Source organism: Psychrobacter sp. TB20-MNA-CIBAN-0197, from assembly GCF_040309765.1.
Taxonomy (GTDB): domain Bacteria; phylum Pseudomonadota; class Gammaproteobacteria; order Pseudomonadales; family Moraxellaceae; genus Psychrobacter; species Psychrobacter submarinus.
The window spans coordinates 1-263 of sequence record NZ_JBEOPC010000780.1; the positions used below are offsets into that span (position 1 = coordinate 1).

Sequence of the window (263 nt, forward strand, 5' to 3'; positions counted from 1 at the left end):
GCTCATGTCAGCACCTCGAAGGTTTGTTGGCGGTTTTTCCAGGTGCCGGCGAAGCGCAGCAGCAGGCCGTCGCCGTAACGACTGGCGACAATTACTTGCGGCTGAAAATCGTCGATGCCGTTTTGCGAGTTGTAGAACGCTTGCGCGGCGTGGCTCTGTGCCAGAAGCAGAATGTCGTCACCGAGGTTCTGCCCGAGGAGAGTGGGAATCAGCGAACCGTACAAAGGTCGTTTCTGCCGGGTGCCCAGCGGTGTGGTCAGGGC

At 59.7% G+C, this 263-nt stretch carries 1 protein-coding gene; it reads right to left on the minus strand.

Going from position 1 to position 263, the window contains the following annotated elements; all coding sequences use genetic code 11:
- Positions 1-2: 2 nt before the first annotated feature.
- Positions 3-263 (minus strand): hypothetical protein (locus AAEY83_RS15960; protein ID WP_351060536.1); only part of this gene is annotated, 261 nt, incomplete at its 5' end.